This is a genomic window from Roseomonas sp. HF4 (genome assembly GCF_005222755.1).
GTDB lineage: Bacteria > Pseudomonadota > Alphaproteobacteria > Acetobacterales > Acetobacteraceae > Neoroseomonas.
In genome coordinates, this window is record NZ_STGD01000016.1 from 86,709 (window position 1) to 107,068 (window position 20,360).

Below are 20,360 nucleotides of genomic sequence, written 5' to 3' on the forward strand. Positions count from 1 at the left end.
AGGATGGGGCAGCATCGCGGCGGGTGCCGCGCCGCCACCCTTACCGCCCGACGGGACCCGAGGAAATGGCCGGATTCATCCTGCGCACTGTCGTCACGGCCATCGCGCTCTGGATCGCGGTCGCGATCGTACCGGGCCTGGCGGCGCGGGACATGGGCACGCTGATCCTGGCCGCGATCCTGCTCGGCCTGGTCAATGCGACGCTGCGCCCGGCCATGGTCTTCCTGTCGATCCCGCTCACGCTTCTGACCTTCGGGCTGTTCCTGCTGGTGGTGAACGCGGCGATGCTGGCGCTGGTCGCCTGGCTGGTGCCGGCCTTCACGGTTTCGGGCTTCTGGTCGGCGCTCTTCGGGGCGATCGTGGTCTCGATCGTCTCGGGCTTCATCAACGGGGCGATGAAGGCGGAGTGAGCGGCGCACGGCCGCCCGTGACGGCGGCGGATTGAACGCGGGCGCGGCATCTGCGACGCTTCGCCCTCCATACACCTCCGGAAAGGCTACCATGGCGACCGGGCTGATCGCGCTGCTGGACGATGTCGCGGCCATCGCGAAGGTCGCCGCCGCATCCGTGGACGACGTGGCGCTGGCCGCCGGGCGCGCCGGCGCCAAGGCGGCGGGCGTCGTGATCGACGACGCGGCGGTGACGCCCCGCTACGTCGTGGGCTTCGCGCCCGCGCGGGAATTGCCGATCATCGGGCAGATCGCGCTGGCCTCGCTGCGCAACAAGCTGGTGGTGCTGCTGCCGGCGGCGCTGCTGCTGTCGGCCTTCGCGCCCTGGGCGATCCTGCCTCTGCTGGTGGTGGGCGGTTGCTACCTCTGCTTCGAGGGCGCGGAGAAGGTGCTCGAATGGCTCTTTCCCCCGCCCGCCGCCGCCGAGGCGGCCGAGGTCCCGCCGCTCGACGCGCTCCATCTCGAGCGCCAGACGGTCGCCAAGGCGATCAAGACCGACTTCATCCTGTCGGCCGAGATCATGGCGATCGCGCTCTCGACCGTGCCCGAGGTCGGCATCTGGACGCAGGCGGCGGTGCTGGCCGTCGTCGGCATCGCCATCACGGCCGCCGTCTACGGCGTCGTCGCGCTGATCGTGAAGATGGACGATGTCGGGCTGCACATGGCCGCGCGCGGCGGCGCGGTGCGCCAGGCGCTGGGCCGGCTGATCGTGCGCGCCATGCCGGTGCTGCTGAGGGTGCTCTCGGTGGTCGGCACCGCGGCCATGATCTGGGTCGGCGGCGGCATCATCCTGCACGGCATGGAGGGCTTCGGCCTCGGCGCGCTGCCGCACTGGGTGCACGACGTCGCGGCCGTGGCCGGGCGCGCGGCGGGCGGCGGCGCGGTGGAATGGGCGGTCGGCGCGGCACTGGCGGGGCTGCTCGGGCTCACCGTGGGCGCGGCGCTCAAGCCGGTGCTCGGGCCGCTGCTGCACAAGCATTGAGGCGCGGCGTCAGGGCATTCTTCGAATGGCCGGCACCGGTCCGCACCCCCGCCCGGCCACCCATCCAGGATTCCGCCGTCGGGTAGCCGGGCGGGGCCGCGGGCCGACCCGCCGCGGCCGAGAACGCCCTACCGCGCCAGCGCCTTGCGGTCCGCAACCGTGGCCCCCGCCCCGCCGCGCCTGAGCCGGCCCTTCTTCTCGAGCCCCGTCAGCGCGCGCGACAAGGTCTCGGGCGTCATGCCGAGCCTGGCCGCGATCGCGATGCGCGACTCCGGCAGGGCGGCATCGCCGGCGCCGCTTTCCTCCGAGATGCGGCGTGCGACGAAGCGTGCCACGCGATCCTCGGCGCTGCGCAGCTTGAGGTCCACGACCTGGTCCACCATGAGCCGCCAGTGCCGGGAGAGCAGCTGCGTCGTGGCGCGGCAGAGGTCGTGGGACCGTGCGACGCCGTCGCGGAACACGTCGGCCGGGATCATCAGCACGCGGATCTCGGTCAGCGCCACCGCCGAGGCCAGGTAGGGCAGCCGCAGCACCACCGCGGGCGCGAGGAAGACCTCCCCCGCGCCGAATATCTCGACCATCGTCCGCCCGGCATCCTCGACGCTCGCCTGCAGGCCGACGCTGCCCTCGAGCAGCATGTGCAGGAAGTCGGGCTCGTCGTTCTGCTCGAACAGCGTGGCGCCGCGCGGCAGCAGCTGCGTGAAGCTCGGCCGCAGGATGTCGGCCATCGCGGCCGGCCCGGCGGCCTGGAAGAAGGGCGAGCGCTCGACCAGCTGGGCGGCGCGGGACATGTGCGGCATCGAGTCTCTCCGGCGATCGACGGCAGGAAAACCCGTCGCGCGGCGCGATGCCTTGATCTGGATCAGGCCGCGACCCGACCTTCGTCATCGCCCGCCTTGTCGTACTTGGCGTCGCGGCGAATTGAGGCCCGCCGCGCCGGTCTCGCTTGATCCTGATCAACCCCGCCGCTGCCCTGCCCGCCCACGGTTCCCCTGCCTCGGACGCAGGACGGAGATGGGCATGTCTCAATCGATCACGGCACCGGATCCCGGCGCGCAGTCGCGGGCGCTGTGGCTCTCGACCATCGCCTTCACCGTCTGCTTCGCGGCCTGGACGATCTTCTCGATCCTCGGCGTGCAGATCAAACGCGACCTCGGGCTCTCCGAGTTCCAGTTCGGACTGCTGGTCGGCACGCCGATCCTGACGGGCAGCCTGGTGCGCCTGTTCCTCGGCGTCTGGACCGACCAGTACGGCGGGCGGATCGTCTTCACCGCCGTCATGGTCACATCGGCCGTCGCGACCGCGCTGCTGGTCTTCGCCTACGACTACACGACCTTCCTGATCGCGGCGCTGGGCATCGGCATCGCCGGCGGGTCCTTCGCGGTCGGCATCGCCTATGTCTCGAAATGGTACCCGAAGGAGAAGCAGGGCACCGCGCTCGGCATCTTCGGCGCCGGCAACGTGGGCGCCGCGGTCACGAAGTTCCTTGCGCCCGTGATCATGGTGGCGCTGGGCTGGAAGGCGGTCGCGCTGATCTGGGCGGCGGCGCTGCTCATCATGGCGGTGGTCTTCTTCGCCATGACGAAGGATGACCCGGACCTCGAGGCCCGTCGCCGCACCGGCACGAAGCCCGAGACCTTCATGCAGATGATGGAGCCGCTGAAGAACGTCCAGGTCTGGCGCTTCAGCCTGTACTACTTCTTCGTGTTCGGCGCCTTCGTGGCGCTGGCGCTCTGGCTGCCGCGCTACATCATCGAGACCTACGGCTTCTCGATCACCACGGCCGGCATGATCGGCGCCGCCTACTCGGTCCCGGCGAGCATCTTCCGCGCCTATGGCGGGCTGCTGTCCGACAAGTACGGCGCGCGGCGCGTGATGTACTGGACGCTCGGCGTGTCGGTGGTGGTGAGCTTCCTGCTTTCCTATCCGCCGACCGACTACGTGGTGCAGGGCATCCGCGGCCCGATCGCCTTCCACTTCGCGATCGGCGTCGTGCCCTTCATCCTGCTGGTCTTCGTGCTCGGCTTCTTCATGAGCCTGGGCAAGGCGGCGGTCTACAAACACATCCCGGTCTACTACCCGAACCGCGTCGGTTCGGTCGGCGGCATCGTCGGCCTGATCGGCGGCCTCGGCGGTTTCGTCCTGCCGATCCTCTTCGGGCTGCTGAACGACCTCACGGGCGTCCGGCAATCCTGCTTCATGCTGCTGTTCGCCATCAGCGCCGTCGCGCTGGTCTGGATGCACCTCGCCATCCTGCGGATGGAGCGCGAGGCCGCCGGCGCCGCGCTCGAGGCCCTGCCCGAACTGCCCGAGATGCAGCCGATCCACGGGCCCGCCCAGAAGGGCGCGCTGGCCGGCCGCGGTATCGCCGACTGGCGGCCCGAGGACCCAGTCTTCTGGCAGGAGAAGGGCCGCGCCATCGCCAGGCGCAACCTCTGGGTCTCCATCCCCTGCCTGCTGCTCGCCTTCGCGGTCTGGATGGTGTGGTCGGTCGTGGTGGCGAAGCTGCCGGCCGTGGGCTTCCGCTTCGACACCGGGCAGCTGTTCTGGCTGGCCGCGCTGCCGGGCCTCTCGGGCGCCACGCTCCGCATCTTCTATTCCTTCATGCCGCCGATCTTCGGCGGGCGGCTCTGGACCACGCTGTCCACCTGGTCGCTCATGGTCCCGGCGCTCGGCATCGGCTTCGCGGTGCAGAACCCGGCGACGCCCTACTGGGTGTTCCTCGCGCTGGCGCTGCTGTGTGGCTTCGGCGGCGGCAACTTCGCCTCCTCCATGGCCAACATCTCCTTCTTCTTCCCGAAGCGGGAGAAGGGGAACGCGCTCGCGCTCAACGCGGGGCTCGGCAACCTCGGCGTCAGCGTCGTGCAGTTCGTGGTGCCGCTGATCATCACCGCGGGCGTCTTCGGCGCCATCGGCGGCGACCCGCAGGCGGTGCAGGGCGGATCGGCGCTCTGGCTGCAGAACGCCGGCTTCATCTGGGTGCCCTTCATCGCGGCAGCGGCCTTCGCGGCCTGGTTCAAGATGGACGACATCGCCAGCATGAAGGCGTCCTTCGCCGACCAGGCGGTGATCTTCCAGCGCAAGCACAACTGGATCATGTGCTTCCTCTACACCGGCACCTTCGGGTCCTTCATCGGCTACTCGGCGGGCTTCCCGCTGCTGACCCGGACCCAGTTCCCAAGCGTGGACGCGCTGCAGCTGGTGTTCCTCGGCCCGCTGGTGGGCGCGGTGTCGCGGTCCCTGACGGGCTGGGTGTCGGACAAGTGGGGCGGCGGCCGGGTCACCTTCTGGGTGTTCATCCTGATGGCAGCCGGCGTCTACGGCGTCATCCACTTCATCGGCATCAAGGACCAGCCGGGCGCCTTCATGGGCTTCTTCGTGAGCTTCATGGTGCTGTTCTTCGCGACCGGCGTGGGCAACGCCTCCACCTTCCAGATGATCCCCGCGATCATGGGCAAGGAGATGGGCCGACTGATGCCCGGCGCCGACGCGCAGGCGCGCCGCGCGCAGGCCGACAAGGAAAGCGCCGCGATCATCGGCTTCACCTCCGCGATCGCCGCCTATGGCGCCTTCTTCATCCCGAAGAGCTACGGGACCTCGATCGCCATGACCGGCAGCCCGGTCGCGGCGCTCTGGGGGTTCCTCGGCTTCTACGTGATCTGCATCGCCGTCACCTGGGCCGTCTACACGCGCCGCGGCGGCCTGCTCCACGACATCGAGCGGGGCCGCGCGAGCGCGCCCTCCGCCACCGCCTGACCGGGAAGGACACAAGACGATGAGCCACTTCCTCGATCGCCTGACCTACTTCAAGAAGTACGCGGGCACCTTCAGCAACGGCCACGGCGAGACCACGACCGAAAGCCGTGCCTGGGAGGACGCCTACCGGTCCCGCTGGGCGCACGACAAGATCGTGCGCTCCACCCACGGCGCCAACTGCACCGGGTCGTGCTCCTGGAAGATCTACGTCAAGGGCGGGATCGTGACCTGGGAGACGCAGCAGACCGACTACCCGCGCACGCGCCCCGGCCTGCCGAACCACGAGCCGCGCGGCTGTTCCCGCGGTGCGTCCTATTCCTGGTACCTGTATAGCGCGAACCGGGTGAAGTACCCGATGATCAGGAAGCGCCTGCTGCGTCTGTGGCGCGAGGCGCGCGCGCAATACGCCGATCCCGTGACGGCCTGGAAGTCGATCCAGGACGACCCCGCGAAGCGGCGCGAATACCAGCAGCTGCGCGGCCAGGGCGGCTTCGTGCGCGCGACGTGGGAGGAGGCGGAGGAGATCATCGCCGCCGCCAATGTCCACACCGTGAAGCAGCACGGGCCGGACCGCGTGATCGGCTTCTCGCCCATCCCGGCGATGTCGATGGTGAGCTACGCCGCGGGCAGCCGGTATCTCTCGCTGATCGGCGGCGTCTGCATGTCGTTCTACGACTGGTATTGCGACCTGCCCCCGTCCAGCCCGCAGACCTGGGGCGAGCAGACGGACGTGCCGGAATCGGCCGACTGGTACAATTCGGGCTTCATCATGATGTGGGGCTCGAACGTGCCGCAGACACGCACGCCCGACGCGCACTTCATGGCGGAAGCCCGCTACCGCGGCACCAAGGTGGTGACCGTCACGCCGGATTATTCGGAAGCGTCGAAATTCGCAGACCTCTGGCTGCATCCCAAGCAAGGAACGGATGCCGCGCTGGCGCTGGCGATGGGCCATGTGATCCTGAGCGAATGGCACGCGAAGGGGCGCGGCGACTACTTCCTCGACTATTGCCGCCGCTATTCCGACATGCCGATGCTGGTCCTGCTGACCGAGCGCGATGGCCGCCTGGTGCCCGACCGCCAGCTGCGCGCCAGCGACCTCGCGGACGATGCCGGCCAGGCCAACAATCCCGACTGGAAGACCGTCGCGGTCAACGACGCGACCGGCGCACCCTATGTGCCGACGGGGTCGATCGGCTTCCGCTGGGGCGAGCAGGGCAAGTGGAACCTCGAGGGCCGCGACGCCGCGACTGGGGAGGAGATCACGCCGCGCCTGTCGCTCGCCGGCGGTGCGACGGCGGAAGTCACCTTCCCCTATTTCGGCGATGGCGCGCCGGCGTTCTTCAACCCGACCAGCCTCGGCGACACCGTCGCGCACCAGGTGCCCGTGACCGAGGTGACGCTGAAGGACGGCGGCACGGCGCGCGTGGCGACCGTCTATGACCTGTTCCTCGCGAATTACGGTGTGAGGGGGGAGGCGAACTACGACGCCATGGCCCCCTACACTCCCGCCTGGGCCGAGGCCGTCTGCGGCGTGCCACGCCAGCAGATCATCACCGTCGCGCGCGAGTTCGCCGACAACGCCGAGAAGACCCGCGGCAAGTCCATGGTCATCCTCGGGGCGGCGCTGAACCACTGGTACCACTCGGACATGAACTACCGCGGCATCATCAACCTGCTGGTGATGTGCGGCTGCGTCGGCCAGTCGGGCGGCGGCTGGGCGCATTACGTGGGGCAGGAGAAGCTGCGCCCGCAATCGGGCTGGATCCCGGTGGCCTTCGCGACCGACTGGGCGCGGCCGCCGCGGCAGCAGAATTCCACGTCCTTCTGGTACGCCCACACCGACCAGTGGCGCTACGAGACGGTGCAGGTGGCCGACATCCTCTCTCCCACCGCGCCGAAGCCGATGACCGGCGCGCTGATCGACTTCAACATCCGCGCCGAGCGCATGGGCTGGCTGCCCTCGGCGCCGCAACTCACGCGCAATCCCCTGTCCATCGCGGCGGAGGCTGAGGCGGCCGGGATGCCCGTGCCGCAATATGTCGCGCAGTCGCTCAAGGCCGGCACGCTCGAGATGTCGTGCGAGGACCCGGATCATCCGGCGAACTGGCCACGCAACCTGTTCGTGTGGCGGTCGAACCTGCTGGGGTCCTCGGGCAAGGGGCACGAGTATTTCCTGAAGCACCTGCTGGGTACGCAGCACGGCGTGCAGGGCAAGGACCTCGGCGAACAGGGCATGACGAAGCCCGAGGAAGCCGCCTGGCACGACGAGGCGCCGAAGGGAAAGCTCGACCTGCTGGTGACGCTCGACTTCCGCATGAGCACCACCTGCATGTATTCCGACATCGTGCTGCCCACGGCCACCTGGTACGAGAAGCACGACCTCAACACCTCCGACATGCATCCCTTCATCCATCCGCTCTCGGCGGCGGTGGACCCGGCCTGGGAGAGCCGCACCGACTGGGCGATCTTCCGCGGCATCGCGAAGCGGTTCTCGACCTTCGCGAACGGGCACCTGGGGCGCGAGAAGGACACCGTCCTCACGCCGCTCATGCACGACAGCCCGGCCGAGCTCGGCCAAACGCACTTGGTGCGCGACTGGAAGAAGGGCGAGGTCGAGCCGATCCCCGGCAAGACCATGCCGGCGGTGACGGTGGTCGAGCGCGACTACCCCAATACCCATGCGCGCTTCACGGCGCTCGGCCCGCTGATGGAGAAGCTCGGCAACAACGGCAAGGGCATGGCCTGGAAGACCGAGCACGAGGTCGAGTTCCTCCGTCACCTGAATGGCACGGTCGAGGTGCCCGGCGTGGACGGCAAGCTCGCGAAGATGGAAACCGACATCGACGCCTGCGAGACGCTGATGCACCTCGCCCCCGAGACCAACGGCCATGTCGCGGTCAAGGCCTGGGAGTCGCTAGGCAAGTTCACCGGCCGCGACCACACGCACCTGGCCAAGTCGAAGGAGCATGAGGCGATTCGCTTCCGCGACGTGCAGGCGCAGCCGCGCAAGATCATCTCCTCCCCGATCTGGTCGGGGCTCGAGAGCGAGGAGGTCTGCTACAACGCCGGCTACACCAACGTGCACGAACTCATCCCCTGGCGCACGCTGACGGGGCGACAGCAGCTCTACCAGGACCACCCCTGGATGCTCGCCTTCGGGGAGGCGCTGTGCCTCTACCGCCCGCCGGTGGATCTGCGCGCGCACGGCCCGATGCACGGCGTGAAGCCGAACGGCAATACCGAGGTCGCGCTCAACTTCATCACGCCGCACCAGAAATGGGGCATCCACAGCGTCTACACGGACAACCTGCTGATGCTCACGCTCTCGCGCGGGGGCCCCATCGTATGGCTGAGCGAGACCGACGCCACGACCATGGGCATCGAGGACAATGACTGGGTCGAGGCCTTCAACGTGAACGGCGCGCTGTGCGCGCGCGCCGTCGTCTCCCAGCGCGTACCCAAGGGCATGATCATGATGTACCACGCGCAGGAGAAGATCGTGAACGTGCCGGGCAGCGAGATCACGCATGCCCGCGGCGGCATCCACAACTCCGTCACGCGCGCCACGGTGAAGCCCACGCACATGATCGGCGGCTACGCGCAGCTCGCCTACGGCTTCAACTACTACGGCACGATCGGCACCAACCGCGACGAGTTCGTCATCGTTCGCAAGATGGCGAATGTCGACTGGATGGATGGTCCGCGCGTGACACCCCAGGCATCAGACCTCAAGGCGGCGGAGTAACGGCCATGAAGATCCGCGCTCAGATCGCGATGGTGCTCAACCTCGACAAGTGCATCGGCTGCCACACCTGCTCGGTTACCTGCAAGCAGGTCTGGACCAGCCGGGAGGGCGTCGAATACGCCTGGTTCAACAACGTCGAGACCAAGCCCGGCATCGGCTATCCAAAGGACTGGGAGAACCAGGACAAGTGGAAGGGCGGCTGGACGCGCAAGCGCAGCGGGAAGATCCAGCCGCGCATCGGCGCCAAGTGGCGCATCCTGGCGAACATCTTCGCCAACCCGAACCTGCCCGAGATCGACGACTACTACGAGCCCTTCACCTTCGACTACACGCACCTCCAGACCGCGCCGGAATCCCAGACCATGCCGGTCGCGCGGCCGGTCTCGCTCATCACCGGCGAGCGCATGGAGATCAAGTGGGGCCCGAACTGGGAGGAGATCCTGGGCACGGAATTCCGCAAGCGCTCCAAGGACCGCAACTTCGACGGCATCCAGAAGGAGATGTACGGGCAGTTCGAGAAGACTTTCATGTTCTACCTGCCGCGGTTGTGCGAGCACTGCCTCAACCCGGCCTGCGTCGCCTCCTGCCCGTCGGGCAGCATCTACAAGCGGGAGGAGGACGGCATCGTCCTGATCGACCAGGAGAAGTGCCGCGGCTGGCGCATGTGCGTCTCCGCCTGCCCGTACAAGAAAATCTACTACAACTGGCAGTCCGGTAAGGCCGAGAAGTGCATCTTCTGCTACCCGCGCATCGAGGCGGGCGAGCCGACGGTGTGTTCCGAGACCTGCGTCGGGCGCATCCGCTACCTCGGCGTGCTGCTGTATGACGCCGACCGCATCGAGGAAGCCGCCTCCACCGAGAACGAGCAGCAGCTCTACCGCAAGCAGCTCGAGATCTTCCTCGACCCCAATGACCCTGCCGTGATCGCGCAGGCGCGCGCCAACGGCGTGCCGGAAGCCTGGCTCGACGCCGCGCGCGCCAGCCCGACCTACAAGATGTGCATCGACTGGCAGATCGCCTTCCCGCTGCACCCCGAATACCGCACGCTGCCGATGGTCTGGTACGTCCCTCCGCTCTCCCCCGTGCAGTCCGCGGTGGAGGCCGGCCATGTCGGCTGGAAGAACGGCCTGCCGGACATCGAGAGCCTGCGCATCCCGGTGAAGTACCTGGCCAACCTGCTGACCGCGGGGGCCGAGGCGCCGGTGGTGCTGGCGCTGCAGCGCCTGATGGCGATGCGCATGCACATGCGCGCCCGCACGGTCGAGAACCGCGACGACGCGGAGATCCTCGCCAAGGTCGGCCTGACGAAGGCGCAGGTGGACGACATGTACCAGACGCTCGCCATCGCGAACTACGAAGACCGCTACGTCATCCCGACCACGCACCGCGAATACGCGGAGAACGCCTTCGACCTGAAGTCGTCCTGCGGCTTCTCCTTCGGCCAGGGCTGCTACGACGGGCGCACGGTCGGCAACCTGTTCAGCGCCTCCGGCCCCTCGGCCGGGCGCATGGCGCCGACGCATATCCGCGAAGCCGCCGAGGCGCGCAAGGAGTCCGCGGAATGAACAAGCGCCTCGCCATCCTCTCCCGCCTGCTGCGCTACCCGGATCAGGCGCTGCGCGCGGACCTGCCCGACATCGCCGCCGCCATCCCAGGCGCGGGCTTCCAGCCTGGCCTGGTGGCGCGCCTGCTCCGCCTGCCGCGCCGCCTGGCGCAGGGCGACGGCCTCGACCGGGAGGAGGAGTATGTGCGCCTCTTCGACCGCGGCCGCGGCACCTCGCTGCACCTGTTCGAACACGTCCATGGCGACACCCGCAACCGCGGCCCCGCCATGATCGAGCTGGCGCAGGTCTACGAGCAGGCCGGCTACGCGCTCGACGCGCGCGAACTGCCGGACTTCCTGCCGCTGTTCCTCGAATTCTGCGCCGTGGCGCCGGAGGAGGTCGCGCGCAACCTGCTCGCGCAGTGCGCGCCCATCCTCGATGCGCTGCATGCGCGCATCCTCGGCCGCGGCAGCGCGGAGGCGCGGCTCTACGCGGTCATCCTCGCCGCGACGCTGGCCGAGATCGGCGAACGCCCCGCGCAGAAGCCGACCGCCGAGCAGGAGCGCACCGACGCCGAGGAATTCGCGGAGCTGGACGCGGCCTACGAGGCGGAGCCCGTCGTCTTCGGCCCGGAATCCGACCCGGACAAGGACGGCGCCCGCGCCAAGGTCGCCGCCATGATCCAGCGGCTGCGGCATTTCCGCGGCCCTTCCGCCACCGCCCGCTGACAGGAGAGCGGACATGTTCGCCATCTGGAACGCCTTCACCGACTATCTGCACGGCTTCCTGTTCGGGATCTACCCGTACATCTGCATGGGCGTGTTCGTGATCGGCTCGCTCATCCGCTTCGACCGCGACCAGTACACGTGGCGGTCGGGCTCCTCGCAGATGCTGCGGGCGAAGCAGCTGCGCTGGGGCAGCAACCTCTTCCACTTCGGCATCCTGTTCCTGTTCATGGGCCACTTCGTCGGGCTGCTGACGCCGCACTGGGCCTATGCGTGGCTGATCGACCCGGCCACCAAGCAGCGCGTCGCCATCATCGCGGGCGGCATCGCCGGCGCGGTCTGCTTCGTCGGCCTCTCGCTGCTGGTGCATCGGCGCCTGATGGACGAACGCATCCGCCGCACCTCGACCTATGCCGACACCTTCATCCTGCTGCTGCTCTGGGTTCAGCTCTGCCTCGGGCTTATCACGCTGCCCTTCTCGCTCGGCCACCGCGACGGGTCCGTCATGCTGGCGCTGTCGGCCTGGAGCCAGGCGATCGTGACCTTCCAGCCGGGGGCCGCCGACCTCATCCGCGGGCTCGACTTTCCCTACTACGCACATCTGGTGCTCGGCATGACGCTGTTCCTCGTCACCCCCTTCACGCGGCTGGTGCACATCTTCTCCGCGCCCGTCTGGTACCTCTTCCGCGCCTGGCAGATCGTGCGCGTGCGCGGCGGCGCCACCACGCGGCCGGGACCGGTCGCGCGCCCCGGCGCGCGCGGGGATCAATCCATGCGCCCCGGCGCGCAGCCGGCGGCGGAGTGACCGCCATGGCCGTCCACATCCACCCGCCACCGGCCGCAACGCCCGCGGCCGCCCCGTCCGCCGCCGGCCCAGCCCTGCCCGAGCACGACATCCTCGTGAACGGCACCGCCATCACGGCGCGCGAGGTCGCCGCCGAGATGCAGCACCACCCTGCGCCGACCGCAACCGAGGCCTGGGCCGCCGCCGCTCGTGCGCTGGTGATCCAGCGCCTGCTGCTCGACGCCGCCGCCGAGGCCGGCATCGCGACGGCGAACGAGGACGAGGCGATCGACGCGCTGCTCGCGCGCGAGGTCACCATCCCCGCGACCGACGAGGCCGCGGCGCGCCGCTGGCTCGCGGCCCACCCCGAACGCTTCGGCACGCCGGAGGCCTGGGACGCCAGCCACGTCCTGATCGCCGCCGACCCCGAGGACGCCGCCGAGCGCGAGGCCGCGCGCGCACGTGCCGAGGCCCTGCTCGCCGAGATCCTCGTCACCCCCGGCGCGCTGCCCGACCTCGCGCGCCGCCATTCCGCCTGCCCCTCGCGCGAACAGGGCGGGCATCTCGGCCGCGTCGAGCGCGGCAGCACCGTGCCGGAATTCGAGACCATGCTGGCCGGCCTCGAGCCCGGCCAGGTCTGCCCCGTGGTGGTGCCGACGCGCTACGGCATGCACGTGGTCCACCTCCACCGCCGCACGCCGCCCCGCGCGCCATCCTTCGAGGAAGCGCGTGCCGAGATCATGCGCGACCTCGCGGGCGCCGCCTGGCAGGCGGCGGTGCGCCAGCTCATCGCCGTGCTCGCGGCGCGCGCGACGATCGAGGGCTTCGCCCTTGGCGCCGATGGCGAGGCGCGCGCTGACGGCCCGCTCGTGAACTGACCGCGGAGTGTGCCATGGAAGGGCGGGAGGCGCTGTTCGGGGCCGTGGATCCGGGCCTGCTGTCGGATCCGCTCGGCTTCCTCGCCGCCGAGCACGCGCGCCAGCGCGCGCTGCTCGGCCATCTCGGGCGCTTGGCGCGCAACCCCACGGGGCCCGCGCATGTCGCCATGGCGCGCGCGCTCGCGGCCTGGCTCGCCTGCGAACTGCCGATGCACCTGCGCGACGAGGAGGAGAGCCTCTACCCGCGCCTGCCGCCCGAAGCCGCGGCCATCACGCGCAGCCTCACCGGGACGCATGCGACAAGCGAGCCGGCGCGGGCGCTGCTGCGCGCCGGGCTCGCGCGCATCGCGACCGGGCATCGGCCCGGCGCAGACTTCGCCGAGACGGCGCTCGGCTTCGCCGCCGACTACCGCCGCCGCCTCGCGATCGAGGAGGCGGAGCTGATGCCGGCCGCGCAACGCAGCCTGAGCGGCAGCGCCTGCCTCGCCATCGCGCGCGAGATGGCCGCGCGGCGCCGATGAGCAACGACCCCATGCCCCGGGACGGACACTGAGATGGCTCGCCTCGCCCCCCGTGCCGAGGGCGGCGCGCTGCGGCGCCTGGTCGAAGGCTTCGACCGCTTCCGCGGGCAGCATTTCGAGCAGGACCACGACCTGTACGACACGCTGCTCGACGGCCAGCGGCCGGAGGTGATGGTCATCGCCTGCTCGGACAGCCGCACCGATCCCGCCATCATCTGCGGCGCGCGGCCGGGGGACCTGTTCGTCGTGCGCAACGTCGCGGCGCTGGTGCCGGAATACCGGCCCGACCATCGCCCGCACGGCACCGCCTCGGCCATCGAGTTCGGCATCAAGGCGCTCGGCGTGCGGCACGTCATCGTGCTCGGCCATTCCTTCTGCGCGGGCGTGCGCTGCCTGCTCGAGCACGACCACCGCCGGGAGCCCTTCGAATTCGTCTCGGACTGGGTCGATGTCGCGCGCGAGGTGCGCGACGAGATGGACGGCCTCGTCACCGATGCCGAGCGCCCCGTGGTCGCCCGCCGCGCCGAGCAGGCGACCGTGCTGGCAAGCCTCCGCCACCTCGCGACCTATCCCTTCGTGGCCGAGCGCGTGGCCGACGGGCGGCTCGACCTGCATGGCTGGTACTTCCATTTCGGCTGGGGGCTGCTGCAGGCGGCCGAGACCCCCGAGGGCCCGTTCCGGCAACTCGACGGCGGCGTCACGCCCGCGCCCGCGCTCGGCCAGGCGAACGCCGCCGAGGCGCTGGCCCGCATCCGCGTGGAGCGCGCGGCGCGATGATCCCGGTCGGCGTCCTCACCGTCTCGGACCGCGCCTTCCGCGGCATCTACGCGGATCAGGGCGGCCCCGGGATCGAGGCGGCGCTGGCGCGCATCCTGGCCACCCGCTGGCGCCCCGTGCGGCGCCTGGTGCCGGACGAGCGGCCGCAGATCGAGGCCGCGCTGATGGACCTCGCCGACCGCGAGGCCTGCCCGCTGATCGTCACCACCGGCGGCACCGGCCCCGCCCCGCGCGACGTGACGCCGGAGGCGACGGAGGCCGTCTGCGACCGCCTGCTGCCCGGCTTCGGGGAACTCATGCGCGCGGTCTCGCTCCGCGCCGTGCCGACCGCGATCCTGTCGCGGCAACTGGCCGGCACGCGCGGCCGCAGCCTGATCGTGAACCTGCCCGGCAAGCCCTCGGCCATCGCCGAATGCCTCGACGCCGTCTTCCCCGCCATCCCGTATTGCATCGACCTGATCGGCGGGCCGCGGCTGGAGACCGACCCCTCCGCGTGCGTCGCCTTCCGCCCGAGGGGCGCCTGATGGCGCTGCTCACGCACGGGTTCCGGCCGTTCTTCCTGATGGCGGGGATCGTGGCGCCGGCCGGCGTCGGGCTCTGGGCGCTCGCCCTCGCCGGTCTGCCGCTGCCCGAAGGTCCGCTGCCGCCGCTGCGCTGGCACGCGCATGAACTGCTGGGCGGCTTCGTCGCCGCCGCGATGATCGGCTTCCTGATGACGGCGGTGCCGAACTGGACCGGGCGGCGCGGATATGGGGGCTGGCCGTTGGCCGTGCTGGCGGTCGTCTTCCTTGCGGCGCGGCTCGCGCTGCTGCCGGGCTCGCCGGTGCCCTTGCCCTGGGCGGCGGCGCTCGCGCTGGCGCCGCTGCCAGGCGTGCTGCTGATGATGCTGCCCGCGCTCGTCAGGGCGCGGACCGCCCGCCTGTTCGGCCCGCCCGCGCTCGTGCTCGGCTTCTGGGCCGGCCAGGCGATGATGCTGACCGATGCCGCGGGCTGGTCCGCCTGGCCCGGCTGGGCGGCCGGGCAGTTGCTGATGGCCGACATGGCGCTGCTGCTGGTGGTGCTGATCGGCGGGCGCATCGTGCCCTCGTTTACGCTGAGCGCGCTGCGCCGCGCGGGCCGGCCGGCCGAGCCGCGCCCGCTGCCGGGCGTCGATCGCGGCGCGATCCTCGCGGTCGCGGCGGTGGCGGCACTGGATCTCGCATGGCCGGGCGGGGCGGCAGCGGGGACGGCATCGGCGGCGGCGGCGCTGCTGGTGGCGCTCCGCCTGTCGCGCTGGCACGGGGCCCGCACGCTGCGCTGGCCGATCCTCTGGGTGCTCCATCTGGCCTATGGGCTGGTCGCGCTGGCGCTCGGCGTGAAGGCGGTCGCGCTGCTGGCCGGCCTGCCCTGGGCCGCGGCGTGGCTGCACCTGCAACTCGCGGGCGCGACCGGGCTGATGGTGCTGGCGGTGATGACACGCGCGACGCTCGGGCATACGGGGCGCGCGCTGGTCGCCGGGCCGACGACGACGGCGGCCTACCTGCTGGTCCTGGCGGCGGCGCTGCTGCGTGGCTTCGTCGCGACGACCTCGGCCGACCCGCTGCCGGCGCTGCTCGCCGCGGCGCTCTGCTGGGTCGCGGGCTTCGCGCTGTTCCTCGTGGCGTACGCGCCGATGCTGATCGGCCCCCGCGCGGACGGGACCCCGGACTGAAACGGGGTGCGGGCCTCGCTGCCGCGCGCGCCCGGTGCCGGCCCTATGACGGCCGACGCAGCACCGCGCGCACCACCTCGGCCAGGCCCTGGTGGCGCGGGCCCTCGTCCAGCGCCACCGTGCCGTCCAGCAGTTCCAGCACCTCGAGCCCCGCGAAGTGGCGCTCGACCAGCGCGCGCGACCACAGGAGGGACGGGTCCTTGGGCCCGCCGCTCCGCCGGCCTTCCTGCGCGGGGGTGAAGCATTCCAGCAGCAGGAGCCCGCCCGGCGCGAGGGCGCGCATGGCGCCCGCGCAGGCGAGCGCACGGTCCTCCGGCGGCAAATGCACGAAGATCCAGGCGATGACGTCGAAGCCCGCCACCGGCCAGTCCCAGCGCGCCACGTCCGCCGTCACGGTGGCCAGCGCGACGTCGCGCCGCGCCGCCAGCGCCGCCGCCTTGGCCAGCCCGACCGCCGACCAGTCCACCGAGGTCGCGACCAGCCCCTGTTCCGCAAGCCAGACGCCGTTGCGTCCCTCCCCGTCGCCGACCGCCAGCGCGCGCATCCCCGGCCGAAGCCTGAAGCCCTGCCCGCGCAGGAAGTCGTTCGCCACCTCCCCGAAGGCGAAGTCGCCGCCGGCGTAGCGTTCGTCCCAGGCGATCGAGGAACTCATGCCGGCAGCACCACCGGCTGCGGGTCGAGCCAGACTTGGTACCAGGACAGCGAGAAATGCAGATGCGGCCCCGTGACGCGTCCCGTCGCGCCCGACAGCGCGATACGGTCCCCCCTGCCCACCATCTGTCCCTCCGCCACCTCGATGCGCGAGAGATGGGCGTAGAGCGTGTTCACGCCATGGCCGTGGTCGATCACGACGAGGTCCCCGAAGAAGTGGAAGGACGCCGCCAGCGTCACCCGCCCTGCCGCCGCGGCCTTGAGCGGCGTGCCCGTCGGCACCGCGAAGTCGAGCCCGTAATGCGGCTGCCGCGGCTGCCCGTTCAGGATGCGCCGGCTGCCGAACACGCCCGAGATGCGCCCCGAGGCCGGCGCGACGAAGCCCCCGGCGAAGCCGGCCAGCGCGCTGTCGGTCGCGCGCGCGGTGGCCAGCCTTTCGCGTTCCCGCAGGATGCGCGCGAGCGTCTCGGCATCGGGCGTGACCTGCGCCGGCGGCAGGCCGCTGATGCGCTGTTCCGACCATTGCCGCCGCGCCACCGCGAGCCGCCGTTCTTCCCGCCGTTCGCCGGGATGCGTCACGGCGAGCGTGGAGGCCGCCGCGTGGTCGCGCCCGAAGCCGAAGGCGAAGGCGCCATCCGCCGCCACGCGCACGACGCGGCCATCGAGCGCGAGCCGCGTGCCCGGTGCCGCGCGGCCCTGCACGAAGCCGCCCTGCGCCAGCCCAGCGGCGGGCAGGTCGAGCGCCCGGGCGGGACGGACGAGCAGCACTGCCGGGGCGGCGAGCAGGGCGCGGCGGGCGATACCGGAGGGGCGCTGCCCCTCCGGACCTCCCCGCCAGAGGCCGAAGGGCCTCTGGGCACCGGAACCCGGGTCGGCACGCGATGGCAGGGCATCGCCTTCCCCCGATGGAGTCTCATGGTTTCCAAAGGCCTTTCGGCCTTTGGTGGGGTGGGGTCCGGGGAGGGGCGACGCCCCTCCCTGGTCGAGCGTCTCGTTCAAAGCAACTCCCCCTGCCCCTGCGCCCCGGCCTTGCGCCGTGGTGCCGCGCCGTCCGCCTGCACGCGCACCTCCCCGTCCGCGAAGGCCAGCCGCAATGCCTGTCCGGGTGTCACTCGGGCCGCCGCCGTCACCGCGTGGCCGTCCGCGTCGCGCACCAGCGCGAAGCCGCGTGCCAGCACGGATTGGTAGGATGCACTCTCGAGCCGTGCCGAGAGCCCGTCCAGCACCGCGCGGCGCTGCCGCACCAGCGCCAGCACCGGCGCGGGCGAGAGGCGCGCCAGCGCCGGCGCGGCGCCGCGCCGGTCCCGCTGCCGCGCCCAGGCGGCGCCAAGGCGCAGCGCCAGCCCCTGCACCGCGGCGCGGCGGGCCAGGATGCCCTCCCGCGGGTGCGGCACGCGCAGCCCCGCCAGCGCCTGGCGCCGCGCGCCCAGCAGGCCGGTGAGCGCGCGCGGCAACCGCCCACCCACGTCGTCGAGCCGCTGGCGCGACGCGGCCAGCCGCGCCGGCACGTCGGGCAGGCCGCGCTCGGCGCGCAGCAGGCGCAGGCGCGCCTGGTTCAGCCCGCCGGCGACCGCCTGCACCAGCCTGGCGCCGGTCTGCGCGAGGGCGGCCGCCATGTCGGCCCGCGCCGGCACCGCCAGTTCCGCCGCGGCGGTGGGCGTTGGCGCGCGGCGGTCCGACGCATAGTCGATCAGCGTCGTGTCGGTCTCGTGCCCGACCGCGCTGATCAGCGGGATCGAGCAGGCGGCCACGGCGCGCAGGACGACTTCCTCGTTGAAGGCCATCAGGTCCTCGAGGCTGCCGCCGCCGCGCGCCACGATGATCACGTCGGGCCGCGGCACGCGACTGCCCACGGGAATCGCGTCGAAGCCGCGGATGGCGGCGGCGATCTGCTCCGCCGCCCCCTGCCCCTGCACCGGCACGGGCCAGAGCAGGATGCGGCGCGGGAAGCGCCTGGCGATGGTGGTGCGGATGTCCTGGATGACGGCGCCCTTCTCGCTGGTCACGACGCCGATCACGGCGGGCAGGCGCGGGATGGGCTTCTTGCGCGCATCCTCGAACAGGCCCTCGGCCAGCAGGCGCTTGCGCAGCGCCTCGATCCGCGCGAGCAGCGCGCCTTCCCCGGCATATTCCAGGCGCTCGATCACCAGCTGGTACTTGGAGCGGTCGGCGTAGGTCGAGATGCGGCCGGTCGCGATCATCTCGACGCCGTTCTCGGGCATGGTGCCGATGTTGCGCAGCGCGGTCTTCCAGATCACCGCCTCGATCTTCGCGTCCTCGTCCTTCAGCGACAGGTAGGTATGGCCGGAGGGGTAGCGCTTCATCTCCGTGATCTCGCCGCGCACGCGCACGCGGCCGAAGGCGCCTTCCAGCGTGCGGCGGATGGCGCCGGCCAGGTCCGAGACGCTGTAGTCGGGGATATTGGTCGCGGGCGTGTCCATCGGCCCACCCTATGCTAAGCGGCCCCCGTTTCGGAACGGGGGCGGGGCATGAAGGTTCTGGTGGTCGGCGGCGGCGGGCGGGAACACGCGCTGTGCTGGGCGATCGCGGCCTCGCCGCTGCTGACGCAGTTGTGGTGCGCGCCGGGCAATGCGGGAATCGCCGAGGTCGCGGAGTGCGTCGCGATCGGCGCCGAGGACATCGCGGCGCTGGTCGCCTTCGCGCGGGAGAAGTCGGTCGACCTCGTGGTGGCCGGGCCGGAGGCGCCGCTGACGCTCGGGCTCGCGGATGCCTGCGCGGCGGCCGGAATCAAGTGTTTCGGGCCGTCCGCCGCCGCGGCGCGGCTCGAAGCCAGCAAGGCCTTCACGCGGGAGGTCGCCGACGCCGCCGGCGCACCCGGCGCGCGCTGGGCCCGCTTCGAGGACGCCGCGGCCGCGAAGGCCCATATCCGCGCACAGGGCGCGCCGATCGTGGTCAAGGCGGACGGGCTCGCGGCCGGCAAGGGCGTGGTGGTGGCCGCGACCGTCGCGGAGGCCGAGGCCGCCATCGCCGACATCATGGAAAGCCGCATCCACGGCGCGGCCGGCGCCACGGTGCTGATCGAGGAATGCCTGGTCGGCCAGGAGGTCTCCTTCTTCGCGCTCTGCGACGGCACGACCGCGATCCCGCTCGGCGCCGCGCAGGACCACAAGCGGGTTGGGGATGGCGACACGGGGCCGAACACCGGCGGCATGGGCGCCTATTCCCCGCCGCCGGTCTTCACCGATGCGCTGCGCGATGCGGCGATGGCCCGCATCGTGACGCCCGTGCTGGCCGAGATGGCGCGCCGCGGCACGCCCTTCCGCGGCGTGCTCTTCGCCGGGCTGATGATCACCGCCGACGGCCCGCGCCTGATCGAGTTCAACGTTCGCTTCGGGGACCCGGAATGCCAGGCGCTGATGGTGCGGCTGCGATCGGACCTGCTGCCGGCGCTGCTGGCGGCCTGCGACGGGGAGTTGGCGAATTTCGACCTGCGCTGGGAGCCGGTGCATGCGCTGGTCGTGGTGATGGCGGCCCAGGGCTACCCCGGCGCCTATGCCAAGGGCAGCGAGATCCGCGGCCTGGAACGCGCGGCCCAGGTGCCCGGCGTGCAGGTCTTCCACGCGGGGACGGCGCGGCGGGAGGATGGGGCGCTGGTGGCTGTGGGCGGAAGGGTGCTCGGCGTGACCGCTACGGGCGCGACGCTGGCCGAGGCACGGGACGCCGCCTATGCGGCGGTGGACGCGATCGACTGGCAGGGCGGGTTCTGCCGCAGGGATATCGGGTGGCGGGCGCTGTAGGGCCTGGGCGCGACGGGGGAGGGCCCTGCCCTCCCCGAGCCCCCCAATCTGCCAAGGGCCTGGCGCGTCTTCCTGTCACTGTGGGTCATACCGACCA

General features: G+C 71.4%; 17 protein-coding genes. 13 read left to right on the top strand and 4 right to left on the bottom strand.

All coding sequences use genetic code 11. The annotated features are described in order from the left end of the window. The first annotated feature begins 65 nt into the window (after positions 1-65). The gene (locus E8M80_RS21225; protein ID WP_137127735.1) at positions 66-410 is read left to right on the top strand and encodes a phage holin family protein; all 345 of its coding nucleotides are present in this window, start codon (positions 66-68) and stop codon (positions 408-410) included. A 91-nt stretch (positions 411-501) separates the two neighbouring features. Next, complete coding sequence (locus E8M80_RS21230) at positions 502-1,431, top strand: DUF808 family protein (RefSeq protein WP_137127736.1); 930 nt, start codon at positions 502-504, stop codon at positions 1,429-1,431. Positions 1,432-1,559: 128 nt separating this feature from the next. Here the strand turns inward: E8M80_RS21230 and E8M80_RS21235 are convergent, their stop codons facing one another. After that, positions 1,560-2,231, bottom strand: coding sequence for a cyclic nucleotide-binding domain-containing protein (locus E8M80_RS21235; RefSeq protein WP_137127737.1), 672 nt, complete (start codon positions 2,229-2,231; stop codon positions 1,560-1,562). A gap of 220 nt (positions 2,232-2,451) precedes the next feature. Between E8M80_RS21235 and E8M80_RS21240 the strand changes: the two genes are divergently transcribed. The 10 genes from E8M80_RS21240 to E8M80_RS21285 are packed head-to-tail and all read left to right on the top strand — an operon-like array spanning position 2,452 to position 15,854. Next, on the top strand, positions 2,452-5,187 hold the full coding sequence (locus E8M80_RS21240) for an MFS transporter (RefSeq protein WP_137127738.1): 2,736 nt from the start codon (positions 2,452-2,454) through the stop codon (positions 5,185-5,187). A gap of 19 nt (positions 5,188-5,206) precedes the next feature. Beyond that, entirely contained in the window at positions 5,207-8,935 is a 3,729-nt protein-coding gene (locus tag E8M80_RS21245) for a nitrate reductase subunit alpha (RefSeq protein ID WP_137127739.1), read from the top strand. Positions 8,936-8,940: 5 nt separating this feature from the next. Beyond that, a complete protein-coding gene (gene narH, locus E8M80_RS21250) occupies positions 8,941-10,500 on the top strand; it encodes a nitrate reductase subunit beta (RefSeq protein WP_137127740.1) in 1,560 nt (519 codons plus the stop codon). Then, positions 10,497-11,207 (top strand): nitrate reductase molybdenum cofactor assembly chaperone, encoded by a 711-nt coding sequence (gene narJ / locus E8M80_RS21255; RefSeq protein ID WP_137127741.1) that lies wholly within the window; start codon positions 10,497-10,499, stop codon positions 11,205-11,207. The genes narH and narJ overlap by 4 nt, the downstream gene beginning before the upstream one ends. A 13-nt stretch (positions 11,208-11,220) precedes the next feature. After that, the gene (gene narI, locus E8M80_RS21260) at positions 11,221-12,009 is read left to right on the top strand and encodes a respiratory nitrate reductase subunit gamma (protein WP_137127742.1); all 789 of its coding nucleotides are present in this window, start codon (positions 11,221-11,223) and stop codon (positions 12,007-12,009) included. A gap of 5 nt (positions 12,010-12,014) precedes the next feature. Then, a complete protein-coding gene (locus E8M80_RS21265) occupies positions 12,015-12,866 on the top strand; it encodes a peptidylprolyl isomerase (protein ID WP_137127743.1) in 852 nt (283 codons plus the stop codon). A gap of 14 nt (positions 12,867-12,880) precedes the next feature. Continuing rightward, positions 12,881-13,387: a hemerythrin domain-containing protein gene (locus E8M80_RS21270; RefSeq protein WP_137127744.1), complete on the top strand. Its 507-nt coding sequence runs from the start codon at positions 12,881-12,883 to the stop codon at positions 13,385-13,387. Between the two features lie 33 nt (positions 13,388-13,420). Then, a complete protein-coding gene (locus tag E8M80_RS21275; protein WP_137127745.1) occupies positions 13,421-14,164 on the top strand; it encodes a carbonic anhydrase in 744 nt (247 codons plus the stop codon). Continuing rightward, positions 14,161-14,688, top strand: a complete 528-nt coding sequence (mog, locus tag E8M80_RS21280) for a molybdopterin adenylyltransferase (RefSeq protein ID WP_137127746.1) — start codon at positions 14,161-14,163, stop codon at positions 14,686-14,688. The genes E8M80_RS21275 and mog overlap by 4 nt, the downstream gene beginning before the upstream one ends. Beyond that, entirely contained in the window at positions 14,688-15,854 is a 1,167-nt protein-coding gene (locus E8M80_RS21285; RefSeq protein ID WP_170979550.1) for an NnrS family protein, read from the top strand. Before mog ends, E8M80_RS21285 begins: the two co-directional genes overlap by 1 nt. A 43-nt stretch (positions 15,855-15,897) precedes the next feature. On the opposite strand, the gene E8M80_RS21290 is transcribed toward E8M80_RS21285, so the two are convergent. The 3 genes from E8M80_RS21290 to xseA form a co-directional block, all read right to left on the bottom strand. Continuing rightward, entirely contained in the window at positions 15,898-16,506 is a 609-nt protein-coding gene (locus E8M80_RS21290; protein ID WP_137127748.1) for a methyltransferase domain-containing protein, read from the bottom strand. Continuing rightward, a complete protein-coding gene (locus E8M80_RS21295; protein WP_240790154.1) occupies positions 16,503-17,273 on the bottom strand; it encodes a M23 family metallopeptidase in 771 nt (256 codons plus the stop codon). Before E8M80_RS21295 ends, E8M80_RS21290 begins: the two co-directional genes overlap by 4 nt. 227 nt (positions 17,274-17,500) lie before the next feature. Beyond that, positions 17,501-18,946, bottom strand: a complete 1,446-nt coding sequence (xseA, locus tag E8M80_RS21300; protein ID WP_137127749.1) for an exodeoxyribonuclease VII large subunit — start codon at positions 18,944-18,946, stop codon at positions 17,501-17,503. 48 nt (positions 18,947-18,994) lie between these two features. On the opposite strand from xseA, the gene purD reads away from it, so the two are divergent. Continuing rightward, entirely contained in the window at positions 18,995-20,263 is a 1,269-nt protein-coding gene (purD, locus tag E8M80_RS21305; protein WP_137127750.1) for a phosphoribosylamine--glycine ligase, read from the top strand. The last annotated feature ends 97 nt before the right edge of the window (positions 20,264-20,360 follow it).

Bases quoted from the DNA above. Each gene is read 5' to 3' on its own strand.
- E8M80_RS21225 (WP_137127735.1), top strand. From the start codon at position 66: ATGGCCGGATTCATCCTGCGCACTGTCGTCACGGCCATCGCGCTCTGG.
- E8M80_RS21230 (WP_137127736.1), top strand. From the start codon at position 502: ATGGCGACCGGGCTGATCGCGCTGCTGGACGATGTCGCGGCCATCGCG.
- E8M80_RS21235 (WP_137127737.1), bottom strand. From the start codon at position 2,231: ATGCCGCACATGTCCCGCGCCGCCCAGCTGGTCGAGCGCTCGCCCTTC.
- E8M80_RS21240 (WP_137127738.1), top strand. From the start codon at position 2,452: ATGTCTCAATCGATCACGGCACCGGATCCCGGCGCGCAGTCGCGGGCG.
- E8M80_RS21245 (WP_137127739.1), top strand. From the start codon at position 5,207: ATGAGCCACTTCCTCGATCGCCTGACCTACTTCAAGAAGTACGCGGGC.
- narH (WP_137127740.1), top strand. From the start codon at position 8,941: ATGAAGATCCGCGCTCAGATCGCGATGGTGCTCAACCTCGACAAGTGC.
- narJ (WP_137127741.1), top strand. From the start codon at position 10,497: ATGAACAAGCGCCTCGCCATCCTCTCCCGCCTGCTGCGCTACCCGGAT.
- narI (WP_137127742.1), top strand. From the start codon at position 11,221: ATGTTCGCCATCTGGAACGCCTTCACCGACTATCTGCACGGCTTCCTG.
- E8M80_RS21265 (WP_137127743.1), top strand. From the start codon at position 12,015: ATGGCCGTCCACATCCACCCGCCACCGGCCGCAACGCCCGCGGCCGCC.
- E8M80_RS21270 (WP_137127744.1), top strand. From the start codon at position 12,881: ATGGAAGGGCGGGAGGCGCTGTTCGGGGCCGTGGATCCGGGCCTGCTG.
- E8M80_RS21275 (WP_137127745.1), top strand. From the start codon at position 13,421: ATGGCTCGCCTCGCCCCCCGTGCCGAGGGCGGCGCGCTGCGGCGCCTG.
- mog (WP_137127746.1), top strand. From the start codon at position 14,161: ATGATCCCGGTCGGCGTCCTCACCGTCTCGGACCGCGCCTTCCGCGGC.
- E8M80_RS21285 (WP_170979550.1), top strand. From the start codon at position 14,688: ATGGCGCTGCTCACGCACGGGTTCCGGCCGTTCTTCCTGATGGCGGGG.
- E8M80_RS21290 (WP_137127748.1), bottom strand. From the start codon at position 16,506: ATGAGTTCCTCGATCGCCTGGGACGAACGCTACGCCGGCGGCGACTTC.
- xseA (WP_137127749.1), bottom strand. From the start codon at position 18,946: ATGGACACGCCCGCGACCAATATCCCCGACTACAGCGTCTCGGACCTG.
- purD (WP_137127750.1), top strand. From the start codon at position 18,995: ATGAAGGTTCTGGTGGTCGGCGGCGGCGGGCGGGAACACGCGCTGTGC.